Here is a 22292-nt window from a genome sequence, read left to right as displayed (position 1 = left end):
GGTGTTCCTACCCACCGGGGAGTGGGCGGGGAAACGTGATTCGCCGGGTAGTCGGTCTTGACCTCGAACGTCTGGGCGTGCGGCATGACTACGCCGATTTCGTCACCGTCGCCCGTTTCCTGCCGGACGTCGGCGAGCGGAACGTACGCAGCGCCCCCGGTCCCGTTCCCGCCGGGTGACGGTTCACAGTCGGCTCCCGGCGGGGCGAAGCTCGGGGTCAGCGGTTGATGGCCTGGATCTCCTGGACCACGACTTCCTGCTCTCCACCGAACGTGCCGTCCGGCAAGCCCTGTTCGCCGGCGACGCCGGTACCCGTCCAGTGGATTTTCCAGGTGACCGTGGCCTCGAGCTGATACGGGTCACCGCCCGAGGAGCGCAGGTACTTCACCCCGCACGGAGGCGTCTCGTCCGCCTTGCCCTTGGCGTACGGCTCGCCGATGCGTCCGTTCTGGATCTCACAGACTCCGGAAGCGGGGTAGGTCTCGGCATCCGGCGTGCCCGGGTCTATCTGAACGGACACCGGTTCGGCCGTCGTAGTCGCCTCGATGCCCAGCAGCGGAACGGAAGCCGTGACCGACACCGGTTTGAAATCCACCGCATCCAACCACGCCCAGGTGGGGAGATTCACCTTGGTTGTCCCGTTCGGAGCGAGATCCACTTCCGTCGTGGGAACACGGATCTCCGCGTAGGCGAGTTGCGCGAGGACCTCCGCGGTGATCGCCTGCGGGATATCGGCCGGCGGATCGTCGTTCTCGTCCACCCAGAAGGTGGGCTTGTCACAATCCAGCGCGCTCGGATCGCCCTCCCGACCGGGCGTGACATAGGAGTCCCACCAGTAGCCTTCGCCGGTCTTGTCCTTGTTGAAGTCCTTGTAGGGGTGGCCCTCGACATACCGGTCGCGCTGCTCGGCGTCCCACTCATATCCCGTGGACCCGGCCTCCCAGATCGGCTCCAGGTGCTTCTGCAATTGCTCCGGGGTGTACTTGGGCGCGTAATAGCAGGCGGGCGGGGTCCAGTTGGTGGCGGAGGCTACGGGGCCGGCCTTCGGGCCTGAGCCGTTATTGGACCGGTTGAACACCACTGCTCCCGCCGTTGCCGAGATTCCCCCATCGCTCTGGCTGCCTTCCACCTGGGTCTCGGATCCCGTGCCCTTACCTCCTGGCACAAAGTCGGCTCGTGCTACCGGACTGGAGGCCAGCACCGCAATAGCAGGCATGCATGTCGCACCCGCCCAGACCCTCGTTACGGCTGGCACTGAGCAGCCCCCCTGGTGGAGACGATCTGAGATGTCTGCCAAACGCCTTCGGAGTTCTTGTCGAGCCTGGTGTTGTACAGCACGTAGCTGTTCTTGGTGACCGGGGTCTTGTGTACCTCGTTGGTCTTCTTGTCCTTGCTGAACCCCTTACTCTCATCCGCGCAGAAGATGAGAATGGCGGAGGTCTTCCTCTTGAGCGTCACCTCGCGGTCGTAATAGCGAGCTTCACCCGTCAGGGTGGCTCCGGCCTTCTCGAACTGAGCAACCCAGTTCAGCGCGGCTTCCAGAGCCTTGCCCGTGTTGTAGTAGGCGATCGCCTCGCCCTTGGGATCTGTTTCCGTGATGGCGGCGTCGACAGCGCGCATCCGTTCAGCGCTGTCGGACAGGACCGCGTCCTTAACAGGATCCCCCGTCTCGGAATCCTCAAAGGTCAGCTTGAGGTCGGACGGCAGCTAGATCTTCGGGCGGTCTGCCGAGGCGGGGGCCGATTCGCTCGGGGAGGCCGACTTCTCGGTGCCCGTGTCCGCGCCCGCGATCTTGTCGTTGTCCTTCGTCGGGCTGTCGTCGTCGCTTCCGCATGCGGACAGCGTCAGGGCCGCGGTGGCGGTCAGCGCGAGCGCTGCGAGCAGGGTGGGCGGCGGGTCACAGTCGGCTCCCAGTGGCGCGAGGCTTGGCTTCAGCGAAGTCAAAGCTATCCGGTGCGTAAGTCGAGGCACCAGAGTGAACGGGGTCAACTTGCGGGGCTCGACGGTTCCGTGAGCGGGTGGTCGGTGATCAGGGCCGTGAGGATCAAGGGGGCGTCGCCGTCGGACTGGTTGAGGGCGAGGGCGGCCCAGCGGGGGGACGGGAGCCGGGTGGGCAGCGGGCCCCAGAGCGTCAGGTCGCCGTAGCAGTCCTTGGCGAAGAGGGTGCGGAAGGGTTCGGGGAACCGTTCGTCGGAGCCTCGTCGGAGCAGGGGGGCTCGCATGTTCAGCGTGCGGTGGGGGCCCCAGTGGGCGTCCAGGTGCGAAGTCAGTGCGGCCAGGTGCGACTCCGCCCTCGCCTCCGCCTCGTTCCATTCGCGGCCGTACACACCCGTGAGGGTTTCGCTCTGCCAAAGAGGGAGGAGCAGGAAGCCTTCGCCGCGCGTCGACGTCCATTCGCCGGTCAGTGGTTCGCCCTGGTCGGTGGTGGGGCCGGAGGTCGGGAGGGGAGACGACAGGGCGGTCTCGATGGTGGATACGGCGGAGGGCAGGTCGAAGGCGGCGTCTGCGCGGGGCGTCACAGTGCCGGCCTGGTCATGGGGTGGGGCAGTGGGTCCAGTGCGCCTGAGTCCCTGAGGGCCTGGTACGCCTTGACCACGGTCGCCGTGTCTCCGGGGGGTGCGAGGGTCAGGAGTGTGCCACCGGTGGGGAGTGTCCTGCTGTCGGGGAATGAGGCGGTGGGGGTGCGGGCCGCGCGGCCGGCGGACAGGTAGCCCACCCAGCCGACCGACGGCGTACCGATCCTGAAGCCCGCTTCCTTCTTCAGCGCGGACGTCACCGCCCGGTCGCTCACGTCTCCGTAGTCCGGAACCCATGACTCCGCCACTGCCGCGAGGAGTTCGGCGTCCGGGAGGTCCGACGCCTCGTCGGGGGACACGATCGTGGCCACCAGTGACTGGAGCAGGTACTCCGGGGTTCCGCCCGCGAGTGCGGCGATCTCCACCTTCCAGCCGGGGGCGGCGTTCTCGGCGAGCAGTCGGAGTGAGGTGCCGTTCGCCGCCGACCAGTCGTCGGCCGTCCGGGCCGTGCGCAGGGCGGTGAGCAGGGACGACTCGTCCGGCTGGAGTACCTCGGCCGGTCCGGAGGCGGGAGCGGTGCGCCATGTTCCCGTCACCTGTGGCAGCAGTCGGGCGAACCGGTCCAGCATCGTGCTCCACCGTGCGGCGAGTTCCTCCGCCGACTCCTGCCGGGGGCCCCAGAAGCCCCGCACCACGCGTCGCATGTCCCGTTCCCTCTCTTCCCGTGTCCGGCTTCACACCCTAGGTCGTACGCGGTCTGCCGCCCCGTCAGTCGAAGGCCTCGGGGCGGCGGTCGCCCGCGACCGGTTCGGGCGCCGTGTGGACGACCTCGATGTCCAGGCCCGCGTCCTCGAAGGCGTCGCGGGCCGCGTCGGCGACCTCCTCGTTGGAGAAGTGCCACTCGATGTCCTTGCCCCGCGCCGCCGTGACCTGCCTGCGGGCCTCGGTCAGCAGCCGTTCCCGGCCCGACGGGGTGAGTTCCGTGCGGTCGGCGCCCAGGAAGCTGTCGTAGCCGTTCTTGGCCTCCAGGTAGGTCTGGCGGGAGGAGTCCCAGCCGTCGAACTCGACGTCCGGTACGTCCGGGTCGGTGTGCGGGACGACGTACTCGTGACCGCGCTGCGTGCCGGTGACCTGTTCCTGGTAGCGCAGCCAGGACTCGTTGCGCCAGTTGGGCTGGGGGTTGCGGTCGCGGCTCGCCCAGAAGCCGTCGCCCTTGTCGGCGTCGCCGTACGTGCGGCTGTCGAGGTCGTCGGCCCAGTCCGGCGGGTTGTAGTTGCGCGGGTCGCTGGTGGCGTTGCGCTCGGGGTCCGGCCACTGCTTCCTGTTCTCCAGGGCCTGCCGGGCGCGTTCCGGTTCCTCGGCGCGTTTGCGTTCCAGGTAGGCCTGGCGTTCGGCCGCGCGGGCCTCCTCGGCCTGTTCGCGGGCTTCCTCGTCACAGCCGCCCTCCGCCAGGACGACGTACGGGCTGCCGACCGCCGCGAGCACGGTGGTGCCGGTGCCGGGTCCGCCGTGCGGGACCTCGCCGTACGGGGTCCTGCGGGGCGGTGCGGAGATGGTGCAGCCGGTGCGGCGGGCCGCGTCCTCGGCCTCGTCCGCCGCCTCGTCGGCGCGCCGGGCGGCGTCCTCCAGCGCGTCGAGGTCGCCGGCCTCGGCCGCGCGCCGTGCGTCCTGGGCGGCCTCGGTGGCGTCGTCGACGACCCGGCTGAGCCGGCCGAGCGAGCCGACCTTCTCGACTATCTTCGCCTCGCCGTAGCCGGGGATGAAGAGGGAGCCGATGTTCCAGATGACGGTGGTGACGGCCCGGGTCTCGTTGCCGCTGTTCCACTGGTCCACGACGTCGTCGCCGATGAACGAGTCGAACAGGACCGTGCCGCCGGTGCCGAGCGAGGCGCCGCCCCAGTCCAGGATCGCGCCGAGGTAGTCGCCGTCGTCCCACATCTCGCGGGCGTCGGCGGTGTCGTCCCACCACTCGCCGCCGAGGGAACCGCCGTAGTCCATCAGGCCGTTCCAGGTGTCGACGGGGCTGGTGACGACGTCCCAGATGCCGGTGACGTCGCCCCAGACGCCGTCGACGAAGAGGCCTCCGCCCACTTGGCCGAGCTGGTCGCCGGCACAGCCGAAGAAGGCGCCGAAGCCGGAGAAGCAGCCCTCGTCGCCGCCGTCGCCGCCGCCGTCCTCGTCTTCGGTGGTCGGGTCCTCGTACGGTGGCTCGTCGATCTCGTCCTCGGCGGCCACCGGGTCCACGACGGAGGGGGCGTCCTCCGGCTCGGCGGGCGTGCCGTCGGAGTCCCGGGGGCCGGGGCCCGTGCCGTCCGGGTCGCCGCCGGGGTTCCCCGTACCGTCCGGGTCGCCGCCGGGGTTTCCCGTGCCGGGGTTCCCCGTGCCGCCGGGACCGTCGGTGCCCTCGCCGTCGCCCTCCGCCGTGACCTGGCGGTCGTCGGTCCCACCGGGTGCCGGACACGCCGTGCCGGTGACGCGGCAGACCTGGGCCTGGATGCCGGTGAGGATCTGGGTGCCCAGGCCGCTGACGACCAGCGCGGCGATGATCGCCGCGACGACCGCGACCAGGCCCGCGTACTCCACCGCCGTCTGGCCGTCGTCCCGGCGCCACCGGATCATCCGGGGCAGGGAGAAGGGGCGGTGCTCACGCCGGTCCGATTCCGCGAGGCGGTACCAGTCGCGGCTCTCGGGGCGGGTCAGGAGGCAGAGGATCAGGAGGGGGAGGAGGAGCTGGGTGAGACCGCGGGCCGATCCGTCGGCGAGGTTGGATACGGAGCCGAGGATCAGCCATGCCTGTACGACGATCAGCCCGGCCCAGACGCCGGCTCCGCCCTGCCGGGTGCGGCGGGCCAGCCACCAGCCGAGGACTCCGGGAGCGGCGGCGTACGCCACGTGGGCGAGCAGTGTGCCGTCCACCGCGTCGAACGACGCCGCTGTGAGGAACAGCCCCAGGCCCCCGAGCACCGTGAGCGCGAACAGCGCGTGCACGAGCAGCAGGGCCCGGGACAGGGACCGGGGCATGTCCCGCCGCCCTCCCCCGTACCCGGGCGCGCCCCGCGCCACCCCCGCCCCCGCTCCTCCCCCGTTCGAGGCCATACCGCCCCTCCTCAAGTCCCCCGGTTCGCAACCGTGTTTGGTTCGCGGCAGGCCCCGAGGGTAGGGAGGGTCAGGTGGTCGGGACATGGGCCCGTGGGCCCAAAGCGGCACCCAACCATCACGCGTGCCACCCGGCGTTGTCAGTCCGGCCCACTAGGGTCCTGATCACAGTCGCCATCGCGTGGCGACGACTACTGACGCACCGTCACACTCTGGAGCAGCCATGGGGTTTGAGCCCACCTACGCCGACTTCTCCGTCGATCCGGCTCGGCTGGCCAACGCCGATGTCAGGTATCAGCGGGCCCGGTTCGCCGGGTCGCACCTGGCGTTGAGCGCGGGCGGGAGTGTGACGCTGGACTTCGAGGTGGCGGACCCGGAGGACGTCCCCCAGGTGACGCTCACCGTCACGGCCCTCGTCTCCAAGCTCGGCTCCGACCTCGGGTACGCGCCGATGGACGTACTGGTCCAGGGTGAGGTGGTGGCCGAGGACCTCACCGTGCCCGGCGGCGGTGACCTCCCGCAGGACAACGTCTTCGCCGTGCCGGGGCGTCTGCTGAAGCCCGGCACCAACACCCTGGAGATACGTTCCTCGGCCAAGGCCGGCAGCATGCTCTGGCTCTACCGGATCACCCTGGACCCCGTCCGGGAGCGTGGCCGCTCCGAGCGTGCGCGGACCGCCGAGGCCGCCCGCGACTCGGTCTTCGCCTACCGTACGGAGCTGCGCCCCGCCCACTCCTCCTCCGCTTCCTGGCAGGCGGCCCCGCGGCTGCTCTTCCACATCGACCGGGACGAGCACTCCCTGCCCGCCCAGCTCGGCTGGCGCGGCGAGGACGGCGCCGAGGCCGCCATCAGTTTCCAGTCCAACATGTCCGACTTCCACGGCGTGTACCGCGCCGCGGACGGTACGGCGTACGAGTACCGGGGGCGGCTCACCGACCGCCGGCCGTTCTCGGACGACACCCGGAACCTCTCGGCGTCCCCCCTGCACCGCTTCCGCACGGAGGAGGGGTGGGGCGGTCGCTGGCACACCTCCCACGAACTGCGGCTGCTGGTCGACGACGGCGGGGCGCCCGTCGAGCGGTTCACCTGGCGCGACCAGCGGGGCAACTCCGGGGTGGCCGTGCTGCACACCGCCGCCGCCGAGGTCGAGGTGACCGACGTCGAGGCGAGCGACGAGTACGACGAAGGGGGCGAGGGGGCCGACAACCTCCTCGAGGACCGGCGGAGCAAGTGGCTGACGTTCGAGGAGACCGCCCACCTCGACTTCACCCTCGCCCGTCCCACCGCCGTCGCCTCGTACTCCCTGACGTCGGCGAACGACTTCGCCGAGCGCGACCCCCGCGACTGGACCCTCCTCGGCTCCCACGACGGCCGGACGTGGACGCCGCTGGACACGCGGAGCGGTGAGAAGTTCACCGAGCGGTTCCAGACCCGCGAGTTCCACCTCCGCTCCCACGCCCGGGCCTACCGCCACTACCGTCTCGACATCACCCGCAACTCCGGCGGGACCGAGGTCCAGCTCGCCCAGGTCCGGTTCGCGGAAGCGCCCGCCGGGCAGGCGTTCACCGGCTACTACCAGCGCTGGAACGAGGGTCCCATCGGCTACCGCGGCACGCCGGTCGCCGCCACGTCCGCCGCCCTTCCCGCCGCTCCCCGCGTCGCCTCGGAGCTCCAGGCCGCCGTCGCGAGCCTGTCCGAGACCGCCCAGACCCTCGCCGCCCTGGCCGCACAACTCCGCAAGCACTGATTTCGAGGGGACCGCGGAGATACGTTCGGGGCGGACGGTTCGTCGGTCGGGGTCGAGGGGGTCGGTCGGGATGGCGCGCTGGCGGGACGGGCGGGGGGAGTTGACCGTCGTACGGGGGGACGGTGCGGGGGTGCCGGTGCGCGTCCCCCTGGAGATCGCCACCTCCTACCGGGCCCGCACCAAAGGGCTGCTCGGGCGTGACTCCCTCGACGGGGCCCTGCTGCTCTCCCCCGCCAACAGCGTGCACACCTTCCGTATGCGCATGCCCATCGACGTCGCCTACCTCGACCGGCGGCTCCGGGTCGTCGCCGTACGCACCATGCCGCCGGGGCGGCTCGGTCTGCCCCGGCTCCGGGCACGGCATGTGCTCGAAGCCGAGGCCGGGGCGATGGAGGGGTGGGGGCTGCGGGTCGGGGCCCGGGTGGAAGTGGGCCTTTAGGGCGCCGCCGCCGGGCAGGAGGACACCCCCTCACCGACAGCGGAGAAGCCCTGCGCACCCTCATCCCGGAGATCAAAGCGGGTAGGGCCGACCACCTGCTCCGGGAGCTGAGGGATGATCGGTGCGGAGACAGGCGCCGGAAGGGAAGTGGAACCGTGTGGCCACGGGTGAACGGCATGCGGGCACTGGAGCTCGGCACCATCGGTGAGATGCGGGAGCGACTCAACGCTCTCGTCCTGGCCGGGAGGAAGACCGCCACCACCGGGCTGCTGGCCGAGTACGTCGAGGAGACGGAGGGCCTGGAGTTCGAGGGTGAGCGCCTGGCGCTTCTCGGGAACGACGGAGACCGCGTCGCCACGATCGAGATCACCGGCGTCGAGCTGACTTCCTTCGGCGGTGTCACGTGGGAACACGCCACCGCCGAAGGAGAGGGCGACCGGTCGCTGGACGAGTGGCGGACCGGACACAGGCGCTTCTGGGAAGGCATCGGCACTCCGGTGGACGAGGACACGCCGCTGGTGTGCCTGCGGTTCCGGCTCAGCTCCCCGTGCGCGGGAAGGTGATCTCGACCCTGCGGTTCTTCTTGCGGCCGGCCTCCGTGGAGTTGTCGGCGATCGGGTACTGCTCGCCGTATCCGCGCACCTCGTAGGTGATGTTCGCGTCGCTCAGCTCCTGGCCGAGGACGGCCTGTACGGCGTTGGCGCGCTGACGGGACAGGACGTCGCCGTGCGCGGACGAGCCCAGGTTGTCGGTGAAGCCGAAGACGCGGACCTTCGTCGCGTTCTGCGTCTTGATCTCGCCCGCGATCGTGGCGATACGGGCCTTCGCCTCCGCGCCGAGCTTCGCGCTGTCCTTGCCGAACAGCACCTCGGCCTGGAGCGCGAACGTCACGTCGGAGTTGGTGTCCTCACGGCGTTCGTCGCCGCTCTTGTCCTCCACGATCTGTTTGATGTCCAGGACCTTGGGCTCGGTGAGGGTGGCGCCCTCCGGGAGCTTGAGGTCGGGGTCGTTCGGGTCGACTTCGACGGGGGCGGACGCGGACGCCTCGGTTCCCGGTGGAACGCTGGGGCCGTCGTCCGCGTGGGCCGGCGCCGCGCCGTACAGGTTGGTGGTGACCATGACCGTGGCGGCCGAGAGGACCAGGGCCAGGCGCGACGGCGCCAGGCGGGTCGGGGTGCGAGTCATGGCCGGCCTCACCCGGAGATCTTGATCGTGCCGCTGGAGAACGTCGGCATCTGAAGGCTCACGTCAGTCGTGTCGGCCGGTGGGGCGGGGAACTGCATGAACACAGGAAGGGTCTGACCTGCGTTGAGGGTGGTGAGACCCGTCGTCGTCAGCGGGCGGCCGTCCGTGTCCCGCAGCACGTAGTAGCGCTTCTTCCCCTTGGAATCCACAAGCGTCGCCCCGCCCAGCGATTGACCGTGCTTGACGACCTCGGTCTCGTCCCCGCTCGTCTGGGCCGGGATGGCCACCGATTCCGCGCCGTCGTTCTTGAGATTCCCGCTCACGGTGACGAAACCGCCGGAATCCCGTACGGCAGAGGTGATCTGAAGGAGCAGCCCGTCTGTGCCTTTGAGCTCGGCCAGAGGAGTCTCCGTCTGCCCCTCCTGGGCACTCGGCTTGGAACCACTGTCCTTGGAGGCCGACGTCGAAGGGCTCGGCTTGTCGTCACCGCCTCCACCGCCACAGCCCACGGCGCCCACGGCCAGTCCGGCCGCGATGGCCAACGCGACCATCCCCCTGCGGGCCTGCGCAGTGATCCGAATGCTCATCTCTCTGCTTCCTTCATCACTCGTCGTTCGCTTGTCAGTCGGCCAGGTGGACTTCGAACAGGTCCTCGGGCTTGGGGAGGAGTTCGACGGGCCCCTTCGGGTCCAGGTCCCATTCCTCGCCCTCGCAGGTGAGCAGCGGCAGTACGTCTTCTCCAGCGTCCTCGGACGGGAGCTGGAAAGTGCAGCGGGGTTCGATCACAGCGGTGGCGGTCGCGTTGGAGCGGCGGTTTTCCGTGCCGGGGACCACTGAGTCTCCAACGGTCTTGTTGGTCTCGACCTCGACCTTGTAACCGAGGAGGCCCTCCAGACCGCATCCGACCACGCTGGCGTCGTTCCTCGCGGCAAGCTCGTACGCCCGCCCGCAGGTGAGACCGATGCCGTCGACGTTGCCGTTGAAGATGGCCTGCCACTTCGCCGGGTCGAGCAGGTCCTGAACCCACCGGTCCGCAAGGGCGTCCCGCGTGTCCTGTGCCGCCGCGAGTGCCGCCGCGTCAGCGGCGGTCTGCGCACCGTTCCGATTCGCCGCGGCCTGGCCGACCGCGAAGTACGCGAACGCGAGAAAGAGCAGGCCTCCCACCACCGTGATGTAGATGGGGAAGGCCTGCCCTGCGTCACCGTACCGGCGGAATCGCCTCAAGGAGCGACCTTGGCGATCTGCGCGTTGATCTTGGTGAGGATGGTCTGACCGATGCTGGTGCCGGTGATCGCGAGCACGATCAGCACGACCACCGCGATGATGCCCAGGTACTCGACCGCGGTCTGCCCCTTGTCGGCGTTGCGGCGCTGCATGGCCTCGACCGTCGTGTTCTTCCAGCCGTTGACACGGACCTTGGTCGCGACGGCGGTCTTCATCATCAGGTCGCTCATGGTGTTCCCCTCCGGCTGACGCAACAGCGGCCTGCTTCATGGGGCCGCTTTCGGCATCTGCAACGTACGGGCGGGTGACCTGTCCGTCAGAGGGCCCCAGGGCCCAATCCCGGGCCCAATCGCGGGCCCAACTCCTCGTCCCCCTTGCCGTCACCGGAGGTCACCCCGCCCCTGTCGTGCCGAGCCACTTCGCCGCGGCCTCGGAACGGCTCGTGCTATGGAGCTTCGCGAAGATGCGGTTGATGTGGTTCTTGACCGTCTTCTCGCTGATGAAGCACGTGGCGGCGATCTGCTGGTTGTTCATGCCGGATGCGATGAGGTCCATGATCTCCGCCTCCCTCGCGCTCAGTTGGTACCTCGACCTGTCGGGAGCGGCCGGGCGGCCGCCTGTCCACCCAGACGACGATCGTGCCATATCCGGTTGCAGTTGCGAAAGGTTTTCCGCAGAAGTAGGTGGGGGCGGGATGTGGGGCAGGTCGAGTCCGTTTGTGATGGGGTTAGTTGTACGTGTAGTCCCCAGTCCCTCTGGTAGCGGCCTGGGCGGTCGCGAATCCTGACGTAGTTGCGAGAGCAACGCTCCCGCCGCTGTGGGGGTGAAGTGGGGCCTGCCCTCTTTGATGTCCCGGATCGCCGACACCAACTGGTCCGCCGTGAACTCGCCGTGGACCAGGTAGCCGCCCGCTCCCCTGCGCAGGGCCTCTTCGACGATCTCCGACTCCCTGCTGTACGTCAGCATCACCACAGGGGCGATCCGTACCAGGTACGGGAGTGCCGAGATGCCGTCCACGCCGGGCATTCGGACGTCCAGGAGGACCACGTCGGGGCGGTGGGTGTGGGCCGCCTCGTAGGCCTCGCGGCCGTCGGCCGCCTCCGCCACCACCGTGATGTCCTCGCGGCCGGTGAGGAGGGCGGTCAGGCCGGCGCGGACCACCGGGTTGTCGTCCGCCACGACCACTCGGAGCGGGGCCGGGGGCGGGACGTTCGCGAAGGGGTTCGGTGGTGTCGTCATGGGGTGGCCTCCGTGGGGGTCGTCACGGCCGCCAGTGGCAGTTCCAGGCGGACTTCGGTGCCTTGTGTGTGCGCGCCCCGGCCTATACGGATGCGGGCGCCGACCGAGGCCGCCCGCTCGACCATGCCGACGAGGCCGAAGTGACCGGCGCGACGGAGTTGTTCGAGGTCGGTGCCGGGCGGGAGGCCGGTGCCGTCGTCGTACACGCTGATGCGGAGCAGGTCGCCGTGGACGCCGGCGTGGACGTCGACCTTGGTCGGTTTCCCGTGGCGGTGGGCGTTCTCCATGGCCTCCGAGGCGATGGTGAGGAGTTGGCGGGCCACGGCGGGCGGGACGGGCGGGACCGCGTGCTCGCCGGTGGGGCGGTAGGTCGCGGGGACGCCGGTGCGGGTGGTGAAGTCGCGGGTGCGGGCGGCCAGTTCCACCAGTACGTCCGTGCCCTGGTCGGGGTCCGACTCCCTGCGCAGGTCCGCCAGGAGTTCGCGGGACTCGGCGGCGGCTCTGCGGGCCGAGCGGGCCACCAGTTCCGCCTGTTGTTTCACCAGGGCCGTGTCCATGTGCCGTGCGCCCGCCGTGCCGGCCAGGCCGTCCGCCGCCAGGGCCACTCCGTGGAGGGTCTTGGCCACCGAGTCGTGCATCTCGCGGGCGAGGCGGGCTCGTTCGGCGCTGACTGCTTCCGTGACGGCCAGGCGGGCCTGGACCGTGGTCAAGGCCCGGGTTGCCGTGCCCAGGCGGAGCATGAGGTTGCGGAGGCTGGAACCGACCGCGCCGGCGATCACGCAGAGGCCGGGGAGGAGGAGTGATTCCGCCGGGTCCGTCTGGGGGTTGTCCAGGGCCGCGTGGACCAGGAGGAGGATCAGGCCCTGGAGGGAGGCGAAGACCGCCGCGCCGCGCCAGCCGTAGATCAGGCCCGCGAGGAGGGGGGTGCAGACGCTGACGTAGGCGAGGGTGGTGTCGGGGCCCGCCGAGATCAGGAGCAGGGCTCCGAAGAGGGTGTCCGCCGCGAGGAGGGTGGGGTGGCGGAGGAGGAGGGGGCCGAAGCGTTCCCAGTCCCTGAAGAGGACGTAGGAGGCCATGAAGGTGGCCACTACCGCTATGGCGACGAGGCGGGTGCTCCAGCCGGGGGCGGCGTTGAGGAGGGCGGAGGGGGTCGCCAGCGCGATCATCGCCAGGCGGAAGCCGAATGCCTGCCGGCACAGGGCTTGGAGGGCGTTGATCTGGATTTGGACGTCTGGGCGCGGTGCGGGTTGTGGGGGGTGCGTCCGGCCTTCGGCCGGATGCGGGTTCCCACCCGCACCACCCGTGCGGCTTTCGTTGTCGGGTACGGGTGGCCCCTGTGGGGGCCCGGCACCGTCGGCGGCTGACACTCCGTGGTCCTGTGGTGGCCCAGCGGCCTCGGCGGCTGACGCTTCATGGTCCCGTGGGAGCCCAGCGGCCTCGGCGGCTGACGCACCATGGCCCTGCGAGGGTCCAGCGGCCTCCGCGGCTGACGGTTCGGGCAGTCGCGGCTGTGTGCCCCCCGCCGGTTCCCAGCCCGGTGGCAGTGCCGGGGTCACCGATGTCACCGGGATGTCCGGGGCGCCCGTTCTCGCGTGGGGTGGGAGGACCGTGCCTGCCGGTGGGGTGGTGATCTCCGACAGTCTGGCCGCGCGGCGGAACAGCCCCGTGCGTTCCCTGGTCGTCGTCATCGCCCCCTGCCCCCTGCCCTACTCGCCCGTGACCGCGCCGAAGTCGATGCCGGAACCGAGGATCAGGCCGGCGCCGAGGAGGATCATCGTGGCCGGGACCATGAACGTGGTGATCATCATGGTGGCCTTCGGAACCGCGCGGGCCGCCTTGCGGCGGGCGTTCTGGGAATCCGTACGGCGCATGTCCTTCGCCAGGGACACCAGCGTGTCCACGATCGGCGCACCCAGTTCCTCGCCCTGCTGCAACGCCGTGACGAACATCGCCACCTGCTCCGAGTCGTTGCGGCGCCGCAGTTCCGCGAACGCCTGGCGGCGGCTCATGCCCAGGTCCATCTGGCGCAGGGTGATGCGCAGTTCGTCCGCCCACGGACCCTCGTACTTCGACGACACCCGGTCCAGGGCCTGCCGGAAGCCCAGACCCGCGCTCACCACCACCGCCAGCACGTCCAGGAAGTCCGGCAGCGTCCGCTCGATGACGTCCCTGCGGACGCGGATCGCCGACCAGATGCCGACCTCCGTCCAGAACGCGCCGAACGCCAGGAGCAACAGGGCCATGAAGAGCTGGCCGCGCATCAGGAACACCAGGAAGCCCAGCCCGCCGAGCGCCCCGTACACCGCTCGGCGGGCGGCGTAGCGGTCGATGGTCAGACCGCCGGGGTTGCCCGCCAGGTCGATCTTGCGGCGGTACTTGGCGACCTGCTTGGGGCCCATGACGCGCAGCACGGCGGGGGCGTAGCGCATGCCCATGCGGTCGACGAGGGAGTCGACCGCGCCCGTGCGGGTGGAGCCGACCTCCAGGGCCAGGGCCAGGTCGCTGGGGAGTTTCGCCTCCGCCCGGTACATGCGGACGCCGGCGAAGACGCCGTAGACGGCGAGGCCCATCAGGAGGGCCAGCAGAAGTGCCATGTCGGTCGGCCTCCTCGCCGCTCAGACGTCGATGCGGGACAGGCGGCGGATGAGGACGAAGCCGATGGCGTACAGGCCGAACGCGATGACCACCGCGGCCTGTCCGGCCGGGGAGCCGGTCATGCGCTCCAGGGCTCCGTCCTTCACCCCGTTCATCAGGAAGAGGGATCCGACGCCGAGCACGGGGACGGCGTACGACGTCATGCTGACCTGGGAGAGCTGCGTACGGACCTCCCGGCGGGTCTCTTTTCTCTCCTCCAGCGTCTCGGTCAGGTTCCGCAGGGCGCTCACCACCTGGCCGCCCGCCCGGTTGGACAGCACGAGGGTGGTGACCAGGACGACCAGCTCGCGGGACGGGAGGCGGTCGGCGAGTTCACCGAGGGCGTCGTCCATCGACGCGCCCACCGCCAACTGGTTGGCCACCTTGGACAGTTCCTCGCCCGCCGGGGCCTCCAGCTCCTCCGCCGCCATGCCGATGGCCGTACGGAGGGCGAGGCCGGCCTGGGTGGCGTTGGCGAGGATGCGGGCCAGTTCCGGGAGCTGGTTGATGAACTTCTCGATGCGTTTCTGCCGCTGCCAGTTGAGGAACTGCAGCGCCACCCAGACGCCGAGCAGGCCGGCGATGGGGCCGAAGAAGGGGGCGAGGGTCGCCTGGCCGATGAGCCACAGGCCGGCGACCGTGGCGAGCATGTAGACGAAGAACTCGCCGGGGGTGATGTCCAGGCCGGTGGCCGTCAGGCGCAGTTCGAGCTTCTTGCCGAGTCCGGTGCGGCGCAGGCGGCGGTCCAGGGCGGGGAAGTGGCGCCGGCGGCCGGTGACGGGGATCTGGCCGGTGGCCGACAGCCGGTCCACCAGCGCCTGCCGCTGTGCCCTGCCGGTGGCGTACGAGTGCACGCCGACGACCGCGAGGACGCAGGTCAGCAGCGTGATGCCGGTGGTCAGCGTGATCAGGTTCTGCAGATCCATGGGGACGGTTCCTACCTGGCTTCTCGGGTGGCGAGCTGGTCGTAGGACTGGGCGATGCCGAACGCCTGGGGGACGGGCTGGCTCGCCATGTAGAGGCGGTCGGCGGTACGGCGCGGGAGGGGGTGGTGCTCGTAGACGCCGTGGACGCGGCCGTCGGCGGTCATGGGCTGTGCGTGGAAGCGGGCGACCGTGGCCAGCCGGTACGGCTCCGAGCCGTGGCTCTCCAGCAGGGCGACCTCGGTGATGCGGCGGGCGCCGTCGGCGAAGCGGGTGAGCTGGACGATGACGTCGACAGCGCTGTTGATCTGGTCGTGGAGCGCGACGAAGGGGATCTCCACGTCCGACATGGAGGCGAGGGTCTGGAGCCGCATCAGCGCGTCCTCGGCACTGTTGGCGTGGACCGTGGCGAGGGAGCCGTCGTGACCCGTCGACATCGCCTGGAGCATGTCCAGGGACTCGCCGCCGCGGACCTCACCGACGACGATGCGGTCGGGGCGCATACGGAGTGAGTTGCGGACCAGGTCGCGGATGGTGACCTGGCCCTTGCCCTCGACGTTCGGCGGGCGGGACTCCAGGCGGATGACGTGCGGCTGCTGGAGCTGGAGTTCGGCGGAGTCCTCGATGGTGATGATGCGTTCGCCCTCGGGGATCAGGCCGGAGAGGGCGTTCAGGAGGGTCGTCTTCCCGGTGCCCGTCGCGCCGGACACGATGACGTTGAAGCGCGCCTGCACCAGGCCGGCCAGCAGGTACAGCATGTGGTCGTCCAGCGAACCGAGGCCGATCAGTTCCTGGAGGGTGAAGGAGCGGGGGAAGCGGCGGATGGTGAGGGTGGCGCCGGTCAGGGAGAGCGGCGGGATGATGACGTTGACGCGCTCGCCGGAGGGGAGGCGGGCGTCGACCATGGGGTTCGACTCGTCGACGCGGCGGTTGACGGTGGAGACGATGCGTTCGATCGTCTGCATGAGCTGGTCGTTGGAGGCGAAGCGGAGCGGGAGTTGTTCCACGCGGCCGCCGCGCTCCACGAAGATGGCGTCCGGGCCGTTCACCATGATCTCGGTGATGGACGCGTCCTCCAGCAGGGGTTCCAGGATGCCGAGGCCCAATGCCTCGTCGACGACCCGGCGGATGAGCTGGGAGCGTTCGACGGTCGACAGGACCGGGCCCTCGCGGCTGATGATGTGGCCGAGGACGCGTTCCAGCCGGGCCCGGCGCTCGGCCGCCGCCAGCGAACTCATCTCCGCGAGGTCGATCTCCTCCAGGAGCTTGGCGCGGTAGGAGGCGACCAGGTGGCCGTCCTCGCCCCGTCCGGCCGTCTCCTCGGGGGAGTTGATGCGTGCCCGCAGGCTCATGGGTCGCTCGCTCCTCAGTGGTCTCGCGGCATCGTGGCGGACTTGCGGGCGGGGCCGAAGTCCCAGCCCGGCACGATCGAGGGGATGTCGACCGTGGCGGTGACGGTGACCTCGTCGCCTCCCGGATAGCCCTCGCAGGAGGTGCCGTCGGCGAGCCAGTCGCTGATGGCGGCCCTGCAGGTGTGGCCGTACGCCTCGCCCAGCGACGCGCTGCGCGCCGCCGCGCGGGCCGCCGTGCCGGCCTGCTGGGCGGTGTAGGCGACCAGGCCGAGCTGTACGGCGGCCATGGCGACGATGAGCAGGATCGGGAGGAAGCCGAGGTATTCGATGGCGACCTGGCCGCGGTCGCGGAGCCGGTGTGCGGTCGGCCCGTGCGGCTTATATGTCTTGTGCGGCTTGTACGGCCCGTGCGGCCTGTACGGCTGGTACGGCCCGTGCGGCTTGTACGTCCCGTGCGGCTTGTACGTCCTGTGCGGCTTGTACGGCATGTCAGTCCGTCTCCTCCTCGACCGCGCCCGCGTGTCCCTCCACGTCGAGGGGGAGGGAGATGGCGCCGGGGAAGAGGAGGGGGACGTTCAGCTTCACGTCGGCGGTGACGAAGCCGCCCGAGGTCGTGCAGTTCACGGTCGCTCCCTCCGCCCACGCTCCCGACAGCTTGTCCAGCCCTGCCGCCCGGCAGGCGCCCTGGCGTGCGCCCGGTGCCGCCGCCGTGCCCGCCCGTACGGCCTCGTCCGCAGCATTCCCCGCGAGCGTGAACGCGTACCCCACCAGTACGAGCTGCCACAGCACCACCAGCGTCACGAGGATCGTGGGGGTCATGCCGAGGAACTCGATGGTCACCTGACCCCGGTCGCGGCCACGCGCGGGTAATGCCGCCTTCATGGTCGTCCCCCTCCGTCCCTGCGCCGCCGGAAGCTCACCGACCCCCGGTCGCCGCGCGGCCTGCCGCCCTTGTGGGCGCCCTCGGCGGCCTTGACCAGGCCGAGTTCGCCGGCCAGGCCCCACAGGGCCTGCTTCACCGTGCTCTTGTTCTCCAGTTCGTGGACGCGGCCGGCGTCCACGACGGCCTGGAGTTCCTTGAAGTGGGCGGGGATCACGGTGGCCGCGACCGCGGTGCCGGTGATCTTCCGGATGAGCGGGGGCTGGATCTCCGTGGACCGGGTGTGCCGGTTGACGACCACGGTGGTCTCCTCCGCCTTGCGGATCTGCAGCCGGTCCCACATCCGCACCGCCCGCTTGGCGCCCCGTACGGCGACCACGTCGGGGGTGGTGACCAGCAGGGCCGTGTCGGCCATCTCCACGGCCGCCGCGCCGGCGCCGCCGAGCTGGGCGCCGCAGTCGATGACGACGACCTCGTAGCGGGAGCGCAGGGCGCTGACGATCTGGCGGGTGGCGCGGTCGGTGACGTCCTCGCCGCGCTCGCCCTCGCCGGGGGCGAGCAGCAGGGCGAGGCCGGTGTCGTGGCGGAAGACGGCGTCGGCGAGGACGCGCGGGGAGATGTCGTTGACGGCGGCGAGGTCGACGACGGAGCGGCGGAACTGGACGTCCAGGTAGGCGGCGATGTCGCCGGTCTGGAGGTCCATGTCGACGAGGGCGGTGGTGCGGCCGGAGGCCTGGGCGGCGAGGGCGAGCTGGATGGCGGTCAGGGTCGCGCCGACGCCGCCCTTGGCGCCGCTGACGGTGACGACGGTGCCGCCGACACCGGTGAACACGTCACCGCCGGAGCCGAGGTGGCGCCGTACGCCGGCGGACCACTGGGCGACGGCCTGGACGCGGCTGGCGAGTTCCTCGTAGCCGAGCGGGAGGGCGACCAGGCCGCGGGCGCCGTAGTCCATGGCGGCCTGGAAGAGGCCGGGGCTCGCGTCGGAGGTGACGAGGATGACGCCGACGGCGGGGAAGCGCAGGGCGACTTCGCGGATCAGCTCCAGGGCGGGGACGGGGCCGATCCGCTCGTGCACGACCACGACCTCGGGCAGTTCGTCGACGGACTCGGCGGCCAGGCGGGCGAGGGTGTCGATGAGCTGGGTGGAGTCGACCACCGGGGCCACCGGCTCGGCGTCCGGGAGCTGGCTGAGCAGTGTGGTGAGGGACCGGACCGCGTCCGCGTCGCCGACTGCCGGCAGGATCCTCGTGGGCATGCGGGCCTCTCACTTGTCCTTCGCGAGTTCGTACGTCCGCTGCGAGTCCGGGACGGTGCTGTCGGTTCCGGGCGCGACCAGCGCGAGGCGGACCCGCTGGGCGAACGACTCGGCGTAGGTGATGCGCTGGGCGTCGATGGCGGACAGCGCGAAGGTGATCGGGACGGCGTCGGTGGGCTCCCGGCCGCGGTCGTTCTCGTCGGGCTGGAGGGCGGTGAGCTTGCCGACGTCGAGGACCTTGGCGTTGGTCACGATGATTCTGGACTGGTCGGGGTCGCCCTCGCGCTCGCCCTCGAAGGTGGCGTAGACGTTGACCGAGGAGCCCGGTGTGATCTTGCCGGCGACGCCGGTCGCCGCGTCGATCATGATGGCGACCTCCTGCTGTCCCGGCTGCAGGGCGGGCTGGTTCACGATCATGTCGCTCTGCAGCAGGGAGCCCTCCTGCAGATCGGTCACGGCGATCTTGCCCCGGATCTCGTCCAGGTCGGTGACGGCGTTCTTCGACAGCCACCGCTCGGGCATCTCGATCTTCTCGAACTGACCCGTGCTGAGGGGGGTGTAGGGCGCCACGTCCGTCTTCAGCCGGTACGCGGTGACCTCGGGGCCGACCTTGGACTCCACGTCGCTGATGACGGAGAGCACGCCGGCGAACGCGCCGAGGGCGCACAGGACCGACAGAAGCAGGAGTATCACGCCGCGGCGCTGACGGGAGTTCATGAACCGTGCAACCTCATCGGGGATATCGGTCGAGCGGAATCGGGCGGGGTCGTGACGGGGCGTGCGGTGGACGAACGGGTCAGGTGCGGCCTCGGGTGAGGGCCGGCGTGCCCTCGGGGGCGGGTGGTACGGCGGAGCAGAACACGCACCGGTCGCCGATGACGTCGATGCCGCACCAGTGGCAGACGCCGCGCCGTACGGAGGTGACGAGCTGGTACAGGACGGACAGGTCGGGCAGGTAGGTGCAGAACTCGACGAGCTTGCCGGTTCCCCACCAGTCCGGGGAATCGGCGGGGAGCGGTGTCTCGCGCAGGCCCTGGACCTTCCAGGAGGGGGCCAGGGTGGTGGTGACCCAGTCGGACTGGAGCTGGCCCTTGGCGACGAGCATCCAGGTGCCGAACTCGGGCCCGTCGAGGGAGGCTTCGGGGCCGAGGCGGACGAGTTGCGGCTGCGGGTGGGCGAGTACGGCGAACTGGCTGCCGGGCATCCAGGACTTGGCGTGCTGCCTCAGGTCGACGGGGACGCGGTCGAGGCGGGCGACGGAGCCGAGCAGGGCCCCGGAGTGGATGTAGTGGATCAGCAGCCGGCCGGCGGAGGCGAGGACGCCGGGGCTGAGGTCGCAGGAGGCGAGCTGCCGTAACTGGCGGGCCAGGACGGCCAGTCCGAGCGGTGGGAGGTCGGGGCGGAAGAGGGCTATCCGGTCGCTCTCCAGCAGGGAGCGCAGGGTGTGCAGGCGTCGCTGGACGGCGGTGGGGGTGGCCTGGGAGCAGACGACGATGACGTGCCCGTGGTGCTCGATGATCAACTGCAGTTCGGTCAGGACCTGTTCGAGCGGGCGGGTGTCGATGTCCCGCAGCACCACGGCGGGCAGGGTTCGTTCGTCCTGGGCCGGCAGCGCCATGTCGGCGCCGGTCACGGCAATGGCAGTTGGCACGCGCGGCTCCCCGTTCTCCCCAGGCCCCTCGGCCCATCGGGCGTCACTCCGATGCACCCTGGTGACTTCACTGCGTGACTACGTCAGCACTGTATCCGCGGGCCTGTGGCCGGAGAACAGCGTTTGGGCAGCCGAACAGCAACTGCCGGTGCACAAGGTGCGTCAAAACGGGACACGTTGAGCATCTTGCCGGTCTCGATCGGGCCCCGTAGGTGTGGATCTCGTGCACCGCCTTGACGCCGGACGTCGCCCTGGGGTCGGTTCACTGGTCGATTCTGGTCTGGACCTATTGACAACGTGATTGGTCTGGACCACCTTGTGCTGCACACGGTGGCCACCGTCGTTCCCCTTCCCTCTTCCCCTCGTCTCCCCTTCTCCCCCGCCCCTTTCTCCCCCACCGGAGGCCCCATGAACCGCGCACCAGGAACGCCCGTTCGCAGCAGACGTCTCTGGGCCGGAGCCTTCGTCTCCGCCCTCGCCCTCGCCCTTCCCCTCGCCGGCGCGGGCCAGGCGTCCGCGGCGGACGTCAACAACGCCAAGAACGCCGGCTTCGAGGCGGGCCTGAGCAACTGGACCTGTTCGGCGAACAGCGGCACGACCGTCTCCTCCCCGGTGCACGGCGGCACGGCCGCGCTCAAGGCCACGCCCGCCGGGCAGGACAACGCCCGCTGCTCCCAGACGGTCGCGGTGCAGCCCAACTCCACGTACAGGCTGAGCGGCTGGGTGCAGGGCGGGTACGCCTACCTGGGCGTCACCGGCACCGGCACGACGGACGTGTCCACCTGGACCCCCGACTCCGGCAGCTGGAAGCAGCTCTCGACCAGCTTCTCCACCGGTTCCTCCACCACCTCGGTGACGGTCTACACCCACGGCTGGTACGGCCAGGCCGCCTACCACGTGGACGACCTGTCGGTGTTCGGCCCCGACGGGGGCGGCGGCGGTGAAGAGGAGCCGACGGTCCCGGGCACACCGGGCGGCCTTTCCGTCTCCGGTACGACGTCGTCGTCGGTGTCGCTGGCCTGGAACACGGTGTCGGGGGCGACCGGGTACACCGTCTACCGCGACGGTACGAAGGTGACGGCCGTGTCGGGCACGTCGGCGACGGTGACCGGCCTCGCGGCCGACACCTCGTACTCCTTCCAGGTCACCGCGACCAACGCGGCGGGCGAGTCGCCGAAGTCGACGGCGGTGACGGCCCGCACGAAGCAGAAGGACGACGGCGGCGGGAGCGGTGACCTGCCCAAGCACGCCGTGACCGGCTACTGGCAGAACTTCGACAACGGCGCGGCGGTGCAGCGCGTCTCCGACGTCCAGAACGCCTACGACATCATCGCGGTCGCCTTCGCGGACGCCACCGGCACACCGGGCGCCGTCACCTTCAACCTGGACTCGGCGGGCCTGAACGGCTACACCGTCGACCAGTTCAAGGCGGACATCCGGACCAAGCAGGCGGCCGGGAAGAAGGTCATCATCTCGGTCGGCGGCGAGAAGGGCACCGTCTCGGTGAACGACTCCGCCTCCGCGACGAACTTCGCCAACTCGGTGTACGCGCTGATGCAGGAGTACGGCTTCGACGGCGTCGACATCGACCTGGAGAACGGCCTCAACGCGACCTACATGACGCAGGCGCTGCGCTCGCTGTCGGCGAAGGCGGGCCCGGACATGATCCTGACGATGGCGCCGCAGACCATCGACATGCAGTCGACGTCCGGCTCGTACTTCCGTACCGCGCTGAACGTGAAGGACATCCTCACGGTCGTCAACATGCAGTACTACAACAGCGGTTCCATGCTGGGCTGTGACGGCAAGGTCTACAGCCAGGGCTCGGTGGACTTCCTGACCGCGCTCGCCTGCATCCAGCTCGAGGGTGGTCTCGACCCGTCCCAGGTCGGCCTGGGCCTGCCCGCCTCGACGCGGGGCGCGGGCAGCGGCTACGTCTCCCCGTCGGTCGTGAACAACGCCCTGGACTGCCTCACCAAGGGCACCAGCTGCGGCTCCTTCAAGCCGTCGAGGACCTACCCGGACCTGCGGGGCGCGATGACCTGGTCCACGAACTGGGACGCCACGGCAGGAAACGCCTGGTCCAACGCGGTGGGCCCGCACGTCCACGCGCTGCCGTAACCGGCACGGCCCGAACGGCACCGCCCC

The 22292-nt window shown here is 70.4% G+C and carries 22 protein-coding genes and 1 pseudogene; 4 read left to right on the top strand and 19 right to left on the bottom strand.

Annotation, left to right across the window (positions count from 1 at the left end; translation table 11 throughout):
* Positions 1-217: 217 nt before the first annotated feature.
* The 5 genes and pseudogenes from AMK33_RS08880 to AMK33_RS08860 all read right to left on the bottom strand — a co-directional run bounded on the left by AMK33_RS08880 (position 218) and on the right by AMK33_RS08860 (position 5537).
* Positions 218-1216: a hypothetical protein gene (locus AMK33_RS08880; RefSeq protein WP_107425061.1), complete on the bottom strand. Its 999-nt coding sequence runs from the start codon at positions 1214-1216 to the stop codon at positions 218-220.
* A gap of 26 nt (positions 1217-1242) precedes the next feature.
* Positions 1243-1914, bottom strand: a pseudogene (locus AMK33_RS08875) (hypothetical protein).
* A 71-nt stretch (positions 1915-1985) separates the two neighbouring features.
* Positions 1986-2519 (bottom strand): hypothetical protein, encoded by a 534-nt coding sequence (locus tag AMK33_RS08870; protein WP_073932227.1) that lies wholly within the window; start codon positions 2517-2519, stop codon positions 1986-1988.
* Entirely contained in the window at positions 2516-3220 is a 705-nt protein-coding gene (locus tag AMK33_RS08865; protein WP_073932226.1) for an Imm52 family immunity protein, read from the bottom strand. The genes AMK33_RS08870 and AMK33_RS08865 overlap by 4 nt, the downstream gene beginning before the upstream one ends.
* 64 nt (positions 3221-3284) lie before the next feature.
* A complete protein-coding gene (locus AMK33_RS08860; RefSeq protein WP_235618026.1) occupies positions 3285-5537 on the bottom strand; it encodes a Tox-REase-5 domain-containing protein in 2253 nt (750 codons plus the stop codon).
* A gap of 298 nt (positions 5538-5835) precedes the next feature.
* Between AMK33_RS08860 and AMK33_RS08855 the strand changes: the two genes are divergently transcribed.
* From AMK33_RS08855 to AMK33_RS08845, 3 genes are all read left to right on the top strand, one after another.
* Complete coding sequence (locus tag AMK33_RS08855) at positions 5836-7359, top strand: discoidin domain-containing protein (RefSeq protein ID WP_073932224.1); 1524 nt, start codon at positions 5836-5838, stop codon at positions 7357-7359.
* Positions 7360-7429: 70 nt separating this feature from the next.
* Positions 7430-7798, top strand: a complete 369-nt coding sequence (locus AMK33_RS08850) for a DUF192 domain-containing protein (RefSeq protein ID WP_073932223.1) — start codon at positions 7430-7432, stop codon at positions 7796-7798.
* 176 nt (positions 7799-7974) lie between these two features.
* Entirely contained in the window at positions 7975-8361 is a 387-nt protein-coding gene (locus tag AMK33_RS08845) for an ASCH domain-containing protein (protein WP_201262990.1), read from the top strand.
* On the opposite strand, the gene AMK33_RS08840 is transcribed toward AMK33_RS08845, so the two are convergent.
* From AMK33_RS08840 to AMK33_RS08775, 14 genes are all read right to left on the bottom strand, one after another.
* Complete coding sequence (locus AMK33_RS08840; RefSeq protein ID WP_073932221.1) at positions 8336-8983, bottom strand: OmpA family protein; 648 nt, start codon at positions 8981-8983, stop codon at positions 8336-8338. The genes AMK33_RS08845 and AMK33_RS08840 overlap by 26 nt on opposite strands.
* Before the next feature lie 8 nt (positions 8984-8991).
* Complete coding sequence (locus AMK33_RS08835) at positions 8992-9570, bottom strand: hypothetical protein (RefSeq protein ID WP_073932220.1); 579 nt, start codon at positions 9568-9570, stop codon at positions 8992-8994.
* 34 nt (positions 9571-9604) lie between these two features.
* On the bottom strand, positions 9605-10207 hold the full coding sequence (locus tag AMK33_RS08830; RefSeq protein WP_073932219.1) for a pilus assembly protein TadG-related protein: 603 nt from the start codon (positions 10205-10207) through the stop codon (positions 9605-9607).
* Entirely contained in the window at positions 10204-10437 is a 234-nt protein-coding gene (locus AMK33_RS08825; RefSeq protein WP_073932218.1) for a hypothetical protein, read from the bottom strand. The genes AMK33_RS08830 and AMK33_RS08825 overlap by 4 nt, the downstream gene beginning before the upstream one ends.
* A gap of 160 nt (positions 10438-10597) precedes the next feature.
* Positions 10598-11446, bottom strand: coding sequence for a response regulator transcription factor (locus tag AMK33_RS08820; RefSeq protein WP_073932217.1), 849 nt, complete (start codon positions 11444-11446; stop codon positions 10598-10600).
* Complete coding sequence (locus AMK33_RS08815; RefSeq protein WP_235618025.1) at positions 11443-13134, bottom strand: sensor histidine kinase; 1692 nt, start codon at positions 13132-13134, stop codon at positions 11443-11445. Before AMK33_RS08815 ends, AMK33_RS08820 begins: the two co-directional genes overlap by 4 nt.
* 18 nt (positions 13135-13152) lie before the next feature.
* Entirely contained in the window at positions 13153-14040 is an 888-nt protein-coding gene (locus AMK33_RS08810) for a DUF5936 domain-containing protein (RefSeq protein ID WP_073932216.1), read from the bottom strand.
* Positions 14041-14061: 21 nt separating this feature from the next.
* Positions 14062-15006, bottom strand: a complete 945-nt coding sequence (locus AMK33_RS08805; protein WP_073932215.1) for a type II secretion system F family protein — start codon at positions 15004-15006, stop codon at positions 14062-14064.
* Between the two features lie 11 nt (positions 15007-15017).
* Positions 15018-16355, bottom strand: a complete 1338-nt coding sequence (locus AMK33_RS08800) for a CpaF family protein (RefSeq protein ID WP_073932214.1) — start codon at positions 16353-16355, stop codon at positions 15018-15020.
* A gap of 14 nt (positions 16356-16369) precedes the next feature.
* Positions 16370-16684, bottom strand: coding sequence for a TadE/TadG family type IV pilus assembly protein (locus AMK33_RS08795; RefSeq protein ID WP_107425077.1), 315 nt, complete (start codon positions 16682-16684; stop codon positions 16370-16372).
* Positions 16685-16844: 160 nt separating this feature from the next.
* Complete coding sequence (locus tag AMK33_RS08790; RefSeq protein ID WP_073932212.1) at positions 16845-17237, bottom strand: septum formation initiator; 393 nt, start codon at positions 17235-17237, stop codon at positions 16845-16847.
* Positions 17234-18493, bottom strand: a complete 1260-nt coding sequence (locus tag AMK33_RS08785) for an AAA family ATPase (RefSeq protein ID WP_073932211.1) — start codon at positions 18491-18493, stop codon at positions 17234-17236. The genes AMK33_RS08790 and AMK33_RS08785 overlap by 4 nt, the downstream gene beginning before the upstream one ends.
* Before the next feature lie 9 nt (positions 18494-18502).
* Entirely contained in the window at positions 18503-19210 is a 708-nt protein-coding gene (gene cpaB, locus AMK33_RS08780; RefSeq protein WP_073932210.1) for a Flp pilus assembly protein CpaB, read from the bottom strand.
* 79 nt (positions 19211-19289) lie between these two features.
* Positions 19290-20126 (bottom strand): hypothetical protein, encoded by an 837-nt coding sequence (locus AMK33_RS08775; RefSeq protein WP_073932209.1) that lies wholly within the window; start codon positions 20124-20126, stop codon positions 19290-19292.
* Positions 20127-20552: 426 nt separating this feature from the next.
* Here AMK33_RS08775 and AMK33_RS08770 point away from each other — a divergent pair, with 426 nt between their 5' ends.
* The gene (locus tag AMK33_RS08770) at positions 20553-22265 is read left to right on the top strand and encodes a chitinase (protein WP_073932208.1); all 1713 of its coding nucleotides are present in this window, start codon (positions 20553-20555) and stop codon (positions 22263-22265) included.
* The last annotated feature ends 27 nt before the right edge of the window (positions 22266-22292 follow it).

The organism is Streptomyces sp. CB02400, from assembly GCF_001905725.1.
GTDB lineage: Bacteria > Actinomycetota > Actinomycetes > Streptomycetales > Streptomycetaceae > Streptomyces > Streptomyces atrovirens.
The sequence above is the reverse complement of the archived record's forward strand: the minus strand, read 5'-3'. Positions and strand labels throughout refer to the sequence as shown.

Excerpts from the sequence above, each read along its gene's own strand:
- AMK33_RS08790 (WP_073932212.1), bottom strand. The coding sequence starts at position 17,237 with ATGAAGGCGGCATTACCCGCGCGTGGCCGCGACCGGGGTCAGGTGACC.
- AMK33_RS08810 (WP_073932216.1), bottom strand. The coding sequence starts at position 14,040 with ATGGCACTTCTGCTGGCCCTCCTGATGGGCCTCGCCGTCTACGGCGTC.
- AMK33_RS08800 (WP_073932214.1), bottom strand. The coding sequence starts at position 16,355 with ATGAGCCTGCGGGCACGCATCAACTCCCCCGAGGAGACGGCCGGACGG.
- AMK33_RS08805 (WP_073932215.1), bottom strand. The coding sequence starts at position 15,006 with ATGGATCTGCAGAACCTGATCACGCTGACCACCGGCATCACGCTGCTG.
- AMK33_RS08825 (WP_073932218.1), bottom strand. The coding sequence starts at position 10,437 with ATGAGCGACCTGATGATGAAGACCGCCGTCGCGACCAAGGTCCGTGTC.
- AMK33_RS08785 (WP_073932211.1), bottom strand. The coding sequence starts at position 18,493 with ATGCCCACGAGGATCCTGCCGGCAGTCGGCGACGCGGACGCGGTCCGG.
- AMK33_RS08770 (WP_073932208.1), top strand. The coding sequence starts at position 20,553 with ATGAACCGCGCACCAGGAACGCCCGTTCGCAGCAGACGTCTCTGGGCC.
- AMK33_RS08865 (WP_073932226.1), bottom strand. The coding sequence starts at position 3,220 with ATGCGACGCGTGGTGCGGGGCTTCTGGGGCCCCCGGCAGGAGTCGGCG.
- AMK33_RS08835 (WP_073932220.1), bottom strand. The coding sequence starts at position 9,570 with ATGAGCATTCGGATCACTGCGCAGGCCCGCAGGGGGATGGTCGCGTTG.
- AMK33_RS08815 (WP_235618025.1), bottom strand. The coding sequence starts at position 13,134 with ATGACGACGACCAGGGAACGCACGGGGCTGTTCCGCCGCGCGGCCAGA.
- AMK33_RS08850 (WP_073932223.1), top strand. The coding sequence starts at position 7,430 with ATGGCGCGCTGGCGGGACGGGCGGGGGGAGTTGACCGTCGTACGGGGG.
- AMK33_RS08840 (WP_073932221.1), bottom strand. The coding sequence starts at position 8,983 with ATGACTCGCACCCCGACCCGCCTGGCGCCGTCGCGCCTGGCCCTGGTC.
- AMK33_RS08880 (WP_107425061.1), bottom strand. The coding sequence starts at position 1,216 with ATGCCTGCTATTGCGGTGCTGGCCTCCAGTCCGGTAGCACGAGCCGAC.
- AMK33_RS08855 (WP_073932224.1), top strand. The coding sequence starts at position 5,836 with ATGGGGTTTGAGCCCACCTACGCCGACTTCTCCGTCGATCCGGCTCGG.
- AMK33_RS08820 (WP_073932217.1), bottom strand. The coding sequence starts at position 11,446 with ATGACGACACCACCGAACCCCTTCGCGAACGTCCCGCCCCCGGCCCCG.
- AMK33_RS08845 (WP_201262990.1), top strand. The coding sequence starts at position 7,975 with ATGCGGGCACTGGAGCTCGGCACCATCGGTGAGATGCGGGAGCGACTC.
- cpaB (WP_073932210.1), bottom strand. The coding sequence starts at position 19,210 with ATGAACTCCCGTCAGCGCCGCGGCGTGATACTCCTGCTTCTGTCGGTC.
- AMK33_RS08860 (WP_235618026.1), bottom strand. The coding sequence starts at position 5,537 with ATGCCCCGGTCCCTGTCCCGGGCCCTGCTGCTCGTGCACGCGCTGTTC.